Raw genomic sequence first — 7,232 nt, 5'->3', positions numbered from 1 at the left:
AATATCGAATCTCAATGGCTGCTTAGTCTTTTTTTAAAGCTGTCTACTTGACGGGGATAAGACCAACACAGTGTCTTTTTATATTTATTAAGACTACTTTCATTAATTACATACACCTAATTAGAGAGGTTTTGTGAATTTCTTCTGTGGACTGATACCATTGTTACCCTACTCATTTCTTCTTCAAACAAGTTTCTCAAAAATAAAAATGGTACTTATGGGATTTTTATAACGATTACAATAATTTAATTTCTTATATTTTTCCACCTATGAACTTACTTAATGACCGCATTTTACAGAATACAAAGACCCAACCCTCGTTTTACAATGTATACTCCTGAGTAGCTTTTTACTAAAAGAATAAATTCCAACAATTTTCTATTTAGAATTTAATTTATCATTGACTAGGTAAAGATAATTTCTCTATAATTTCTCTCCATTCAAACTCATAAACCTCTGGACTTCTTATAACACAAATTGGAATGTTTATACCATTCATATTTTTAATATTAAAAGTAAATCTTATAACGTTTAATGGAAACAATTTATTATTGATATTTTTCATTAATTCTTGTATAGAAAAATCCGGAAACTCAATCGTAATATACTCTAAGTTTGGAGTATATTCTTCTTTTGTTATCTTTGCATATCCATACTTACTATCATACACATTAATAATTGAATTTAAAAATGAAATAACTTCTCCTTCTTCCTTTTTCTTAGAATCTATATCATATAAGTAATAGACTTGGTTATCTATATAAACCTTTGCAAAATACTTCTGTTCTAATAAATTTTCTCCAGTAAAATAAAAATTCGAGTTATTTTTTAAATCACTTATTAATTCCTTACATTTAGGAATCTGATGAAGCCAAGAACTACTTACTACAATACTTTCATCGATTATTTGTGCAGTAATATTCATACAGCGTAATTTATTTAATGCCAAGATACGATGGGTTCCATCTAAGACAAGATATTTGTTTGATTCAGTTCTCATAATAATTGGTAGATTATTTAAGGCTTTTTGAGCATCAATGTTACTTTTAATTTTAATTAATTGTTCTTCGTTATATTCTTCAAAAAAAATTAATTGTTCATATGGAATAAATTTGATTTCATAAATCATAATTTTAGCACCTCTCTTAATTTCCGACACTTTAATGTTTTATTATCAACGATAAGAATCCTAATTTTAGTGGATTCAATATTAAAGTGAAACTTCTACACAACTATTAATTAAATAAAGGAACTGTAATTAAACGTATTACAGTTCCTTTTGATAAAAAGTACTTAATATAAACTTAACACTTTTCCTAATCCCTCTTGTTTCGCTTTCTCATAAATGGCATGAGCACATGCAATATCCTCAATAGCCATTCCCATAGGATTTAATATAATAATTTCTTCATCGGTCACTCTTCCTGATTTTTTACCAGTTATAATATCGCCAAGTTCTGCATGAAGCATTTCTTTTGAAAATTTCCCTTCTACTACGAGCTGATTAATTACCTTCTTTTCTCTATTTGCTTGATCCCAATCGTCTACAATTACCTTATCAGCCTTTAAAAAAGCTTCTTTTTCTATATCCATTATAGAGATATTACTAACGAAAGTTCCTTTTTGAATCCAATCTGCTTCAATATATGGAGTGTCTGCTACCGTACATGTTACAAGCACCTCAGCTTGTTCTACCGCATTTTTTGCTGATTCTTTTACATGAAAATCGACATGACTAAAACGTTCTTTCATTTCTTGAGCAAAAGCTTTCGCTTTTGCATGATCCAAATCAAATAAATTAATTTGTCTAATATGATTAAACTGTTCTAGTAAAGAATTTATGTGCATTTTAGAAATTAATCCGCAACCGATAATTGAAACATTTTGAAATCCTTTTTTGGCTAAATATTTTGTTGCAACTACAGTGACAGCTGCTGTTCTCATAGAACTAATTACACTACCTTCTAAAATGGCAATTGGAAAATTTGTTTCTGGATCATTTAAAATAATTAAAGCACTAGCTCTTTCCATATTCTTCTTAGTTGGATTATCAAACTTACTTCCGATCCATTTAATTCCTGAAATAGAAGGTTCGCCAAGATAAGCTGGCATAGCAATAATTCTATCTGCGATATGCTCTCCATCTTTATTCGTTTTTAAATACGGCTTTAAAGGTTGACTAAAGTTTCTTTCTGAATGTAAGGTTAGTGCTTGTGTAATAGCATGAACGTAAATGTTTGCTTTATAACCACCTAAATCTATAATATCCTGTTTACTAAGATAAACTAATTCTGGTTTTGTTTCTAATAACATAATTAACACTCCCTTAAAATAATATCTATTTTATTTAAACTAAAATGGAATCATTAATCGATTGTGGTAATTCAATACCATGTTCATCTAACCATTCATCTGAAAATATAGTATTATAATATCGATCACCTCTATCTGGTAATATCGCTAATACTTTTTTAGACTTTGGTAGTTTATCTATTAATCTTAGAGCTGCACATACAACTGCTCCGGAAGATCCACCAACTAATATCCCTTCTTTTGATACAAGCTCTCTTGTTATAAAAAAGGCATCTGCATCATTAACGTAACTTAGATCATCATAAAGATTTCGATTCACATTTCCAGGAACAATTGCATTTCCTATCCCCAAAAGCCTTCTTACCCCCGGCTGTCCTCCGAATATAACTGATCCTACAGCATCAACAGCCATAACTTTTACAGATGGGTTTAATCTTTTCATGCCTTTTGCGACACCTGTAATTAATCCAGCAGTACCTACAGGACATACAATCCAATCTAAAGTATCATTAAAATCATCGTAAATTTCTTGAACTAAAGTTTTTACATAAGCCTCCGGATTTTCAGGATTATTATATTGATTAGGCCAATAAGCTCCATCAATTGAATTCGCTAAATCTTGTGCTGTTATAAGTCGAGTTTTCAAATAGTTTCCGTGCTCGTCTGATACATCAACCATATGAATTTGGGCACCATATGATTTAATAAGATTCAGATTCACTTTACTTATTTTAGGGTCAACTACACAAATCATTTTATACCCTTTCATCTTTGCTACTAAGGCTAAACCAATTGCAAGATTCCCCGATGAGGATTCAACAATTGTTCCTCCTGGCTTTAACTGTCCACTATTTTCAGCATATTCAATTACTCGCTTTGCTACCCTATCTTTTGAACTTCCTCCAGGATTAAATCCTTCTAATTTCACATAAAGTTGAGCACTCTCAGGTGGGACCAGCTTATTAATTTTTACAATAGGTGTTTCTCCTATTAATGAAAGAACGTCATCATGAATCATGTTTTTGCCCCTTTTCACATTAATCAACTCATTTAATTTTTATAAAAAACCAATATCCATACTCCAATCATTTATCAATTTAAATTTCACATAATAAGACTGGGTCGGTATACAACCGAATTGATTTTTCCCATAATTCCAATAATTCTACCCAATCCTCCTCTACAAAATCTTCTCGGATTAGAAAACTTAATGGAATGTTTAGGTTCAAAATACGCCCACAATTTAATTTAAACTTAGTTACCCCTGCAGGGAGTAGTAAATTTGATTCTACTAATTGTTTAATTTGATATAACTCTAGCAAAGTATAGCTAAATACTATGCCGTCTAAAGGAATTAATTCGTCATTTGTTATTCTAGTGAACGGATATTTATTAGTATAAGCATTAACAATTTCTTTCCAAACTTTAATTTTCATTTCCATATCTATTTCTAATTCTGGATTAATATTAAGATCGTACTTTATTCCATTAATAAATACTGTTGCAATTGAATTTTCACTTTTAATATTTTTACTCAAGAAAATATTAGAATTACCTTTTAATACCTCTAATACTCCCTCACTATCTGCTATATGATGTGACCATGCTCCAATTGATAAATAATCTGCTTTAACGACTTGAACAACCATTCTTTTACAATTCAATTGCTTCAAGGATAACGTCCGGTGTGCTCCATCAAGGATTAGATATTTATCTTTAGCTAATTGTAAAGCGATTGGCGGATTCTTTAAAACCTGTTCATTTTTAATTTTATTACTTAGCTTCTTTAACCTTTCAAGTTCATACTCTTCATGTAAATATATTTGCTCGGTTGAAATTACTTTTAAGTCATCTAGCATACCATTTCCTCCTGGAAACTATTTTCATCATTTAAGATAAAGTTTTATATAAATCTATTAATTCTTTAAGAAGAATTTCTTGAATACTAAATGTATATCTTTTATTTTCCGAACATTTTAAAGCAACTGAAACAATATAATCAGGGTCTAATAAAAAGGAATTATATAAAAATCACCTCCTTTAATAATTCCGCTATTTTCTGGTACAGAAATAGATAAAGGAGGTGTGTAAAGTCCTGTACCTCTGGCTTTTAATAAAGCTTCCTTCCTTGTCCAAATTCTAAAAAACATCTCTTTCTTATCTGTAGACTTTATCTGATCTAATACTAAGTTAATTTCTTTTTCACAAAAAACTACATTCATAACATCTAAATAATTTCTATTGGTCTTTTCAACATCTATTCCAATATATTTTTCTTTTGCAATTCCACAAACAATAATCTGACTTGTATGTGATAAATTAAAATACATAGGATTTCGTTGTCTATTGAATTCCCATTTTACATATGGCTTTCCAAAACTATTTTTTTTAAACAAAATATCATATACTAACAAATTTAATTTTTGTGCAAATAGAGATTTCACCAGCAGTCTTCCAAATAAGAACTCTATTTTTTTATGCTCTACTAAGTAACTATTAAATTCTACCTGCTCTTCTTCATCTAAAACATTCAAACAACAAGTAAAATCTGATATTTTAATATTTTCAGGTATTTTTAGATAAAAAACGGATACTCTTTCTTCCATTATTCTTCCTCTCAACAATATTTCACTTATCATCCATTTGTATAAAAATAAATTTATTTGATAACATGATGAAATTCATTTAATAATTTTCTAATAATTCCTTAGAAATTAAATATAGCAACTCATTTTCTACATCTTTTAAATAGAAATGATTCCCTGGTAACATCTGAACTTTAAAAGCTTTACTAGTGTGTTTCTCCCACTGTTTTAGGTGCTCTAAACGAACTCTATTATCTTCTGTTCCACCATACGCCACAATAGGACAATTTAATTTATTTCTTTCTTTATATACATACTTTTCACACACTTCAAAGTCTGCACGTATAGTAGGTATAATTAATTCCATTAGCTCTTGATTACGTAATATTTCGTCAGATGTTCCTCCCATTTCTTTTAACTTCTCAATAAAAATAGGTACAGATAAATCATGCATATTATTTGTTATTGGTGATAGATGCGGTGCCCTAAAACTCGAAATAATTAACTTCTCTGGAGATGTTGAAAACTTTTCTTTTAGATACCATGACATTTCATAACTTAATAATGCCCCCATACTATGTCCAAAAAATACATATGGCCTATCTAATAAAGGAAGAATCTCTACTGCTAATTCACATATAATAGATTGGATATTATTGAATGGTTTCTCCATAATTCTATTTTCTCTACCTGGTAGTTGAACAGCAATTACTTCAATCTGTTCTGGTAATTCAGTTGACCATTTTTTAAAATTACTAGCACTTCCTCCTGCATAATGAAAACAGAATAACCTCATACCAGCTGGAAAATAATTCATCTTATTGAATTTTTTGAAATATAGAGATGGTGAATAAATATTATTCATATGAAACACACCTTTAAAAATTTAATTAAAATTAGAACTAGGATTTTATAATTTTTTTGCTTATCCCTTTTAAGAATATATCAATATGATGTGCAATATCTTCAGCATGCGGAGACTGAATCATACTATAATGATTTGCATTTAGCTCTATAACATTTAATTGTTTTTCTACATATTTTCCCCAAAACAAGGTGTCATCTTCTACATGATTATTTTCTTTATCTGGATGATTTGCAGTAAAAAGTAATATATCTTGATTCAATTTTGCGGGCTTATAATTACGATAGGCATTAAGATTTGTTTGAAATACCTGAATCATCTTTTTTAGATCTTCAACTTGTATATCTTGCTTAAACTTTGAATGATTCTTTAAATAATTTCTTACATAGCGAATACGTTCATCTTGCATACTTAAATTTTTATATCCTAATATTAATTCTTCGGAAACCTCTAGGTTATATTGCTTCATTAAATCATTCATAAATACGGCTAAATCATCCCATTCTGATGTAACATTATATATATCTGGTGCCCATGTATCTAGTAATATAATGGCTTCAACCTTTATTCCTTTCTCAACTAATTGTCTTGCCATTTCAAAAGCTACAACCCCGCCAAAAGACCATCCACCAATAATATAAGGCCCTTCTTCCTGAACATTCTGCATTTCCTTAATATAAAAATTAGCCATTTCTTTTATATTTGTTAATATAGTTTCTCCACCCTCTAATCCTAGCGACTGAAAAGCGTAAAACGGACGCTTAACACCTAAATATTTAGCTAATTCAAAATAACTTATAATATGTCCACCAATAGGATGAACAAAGAAAATAGGTCTCTTCTCCCCCTTTGGTTGAAGAGGTACTATTGAATTATTAACTTTATAAATATTATTTCTATCTATTTGTTTTGCTAATGCAGCAATTGTTCCACTTCGGAAGATTACAGTTAATGGAATTTTCACATTGAATTTCTTTTTAATTTTTGACATTAATTGAACTGCCAATAAGGAGTGCCCACCAATTTCAAAAAAATTGTCATATAAGGAGATTCCGGAATAACCCAGTAACTCTTCCCAGATTTCAACTAATTTTTTTTCAACATCTGTTTTTGGTTCACTATATTCCGGTCGTTTAATTAAAGACATATCTGGAGCAGGCAATGCCTCCTTGTCTACTTTCCCATTAATTGTTAACGGTATTTTTTCTAATAACACAAAAGCACTCGGTACCATATAATCAGGCAACTGCTTTGACATGTAATTGCTAAGTTTCTCAACCTCATCAGCTGTAAGATTTTCTCCAATAATGTACCCCACTAGTTTTTTGTCACCTGGAATGTCTTCTCGAACTAAAACAATACCCTCACGTATTTTAGAATATTGATTAAGTATAGTTTCAATCTCTCCTAATTCAATTCTAAATCCCCTCAATTTAACTTGTTGATCTATGCGGTCAATATACTCAAGA

Annotated in this window: 7 protein-coding genes; all 7 read right to left on the bottom strand. The window is 29.8% G+C overall.

Translation table 11 applies throughout. The features are described from left to right. Window positions 1-397: 397 nt before the first annotated feature. Window positions 398-1,129, bottom strand: a complete 732-nt coding sequence (locus tag CER22_RS30415) for a ParB N-terminal domain-containing protein (RefSeq protein WP_088610436.1) — start codon at window positions 1,127-1,129, stop codon at window positions 398-400. Window positions 1,130-1,293: 164 nt separating this feature from the next. After that, complete coding sequence (sbnB, locus tag CER22_RS30410; protein WP_070169519.1) at window positions 1,294-2,313, bottom strand: 2,3-diaminopropionate biosynthesis protein SbnB; 1,020 nt, start codon at window positions 2,311-2,313, stop codon at window positions 1,294-1,296. A 34-nt stretch (window positions 2,314-2,347) separates the two neighbouring features. Further along, window positions 2,348-3,331, bottom strand: coding sequence for a 2,3-diaminopropionate biosynthesis protein SbnA (gene sbnA / locus CER22_RS30405; protein WP_070169518.1), 984 nt, complete (start codon window positions 3,329-3,331; stop codon window positions 2,348-2,350). A 79-nt stretch (window positions 3,332-3,410) separates the two neighbouring features. Continuing rightward, complete coding sequence (locus CER22_RS30400) at window positions 3,411-4,172, bottom strand: ParB N-terminal domain-containing protein (RefSeq protein WP_088610435.1); 762 nt, start codon at window positions 4,170-4,172, stop codon at window positions 3,411-3,413. 147 nt (window positions 4,173-4,319) lie between these two features. Next, window positions 4,320-4,919, bottom strand: coding sequence for a 4'-phosphopantetheinyl transferase family protein (locus CER22_RS30395; RefSeq protein ID WP_256943772.1), 600 nt, complete (start codon window positions 4,917-4,919; stop codon window positions 4,320-4,322). 79 nt (window positions 4,920-4,998) lie between these two features. Then, a complete protein-coding gene (locus CER22_RS30390) occupies window positions 4,999-5,763 on the bottom strand; it encodes a thioesterase II family protein (RefSeq protein WP_088610434.1) in 765 nt (254 codons plus the stop codon). 37 nt (window positions 5,764-5,800) lie between these two features. Next, on the bottom strand, window positions 5,801-7,232 hold a 1,432-nt coding region (locus CER22_RS30385), incomplete at its 5' end, for a thioesterase domain-containing protein (RefSeq protein WP_256943771.1).

It is taken from the genome of Bacillus sp. K2I17, assembly GCF_002209985.1.
In the GTDB taxonomy this organism is placed as follows: domain Bacteria; phylum Bacillota; class Bacilli; order Bacillales; family Bacillaceae_G; genus Bacillus_A; species Bacillus_A wiedmannii.
The sequence above is the reverse complement of the archived record's forward strand: the minus strand, read 5'-3'. Positions and strand labels throughout refer to the sequence as shown.

Excerpts from the sequence above, each read along its gene's own strand:
- CER22_RS30400 (WP_088610435.1), bottom strand. The coding sequence starts at position 4,172 with ATGCTAGATGACTTAAAAGTAATTTCAACCGAGCAAATATATTTACAT.
- CER22_RS30390 (WP_088610434.1), bottom strand. The coding sequence starts at position 5,763 with ATGAATAATATTTATTCACCATCTCTATATTTCAAAAAATTCAATAAG.
- sbnB (WP_070169519.1), bottom strand. The coding sequence starts at position 2,313 with ATGTTATTAGAAACAAAACCAGAATTAGTTTATCTTAGTAAACAGGAT.
- sbnA (WP_070169518.1), bottom strand. The coding sequence starts at position 3,331 with ATGATTCATGATGACGTTCTTTCATTAATAGGAGAAACACCTATTGTA.
- CER22_RS30395 (WP_256943772.1), bottom strand. The coding sequence starts at position 4,919 with ATGGAAGAAAGAGTATCCGTTTTTTATCTAAAAATACCTGAAAATATT.
- CER22_RS30415 (WP_088610436.1), bottom strand. The coding sequence starts at position 1,129 with ATGATTTATGAAATCAAATTTATTCCATATGAACAATTAATTTTTTTT.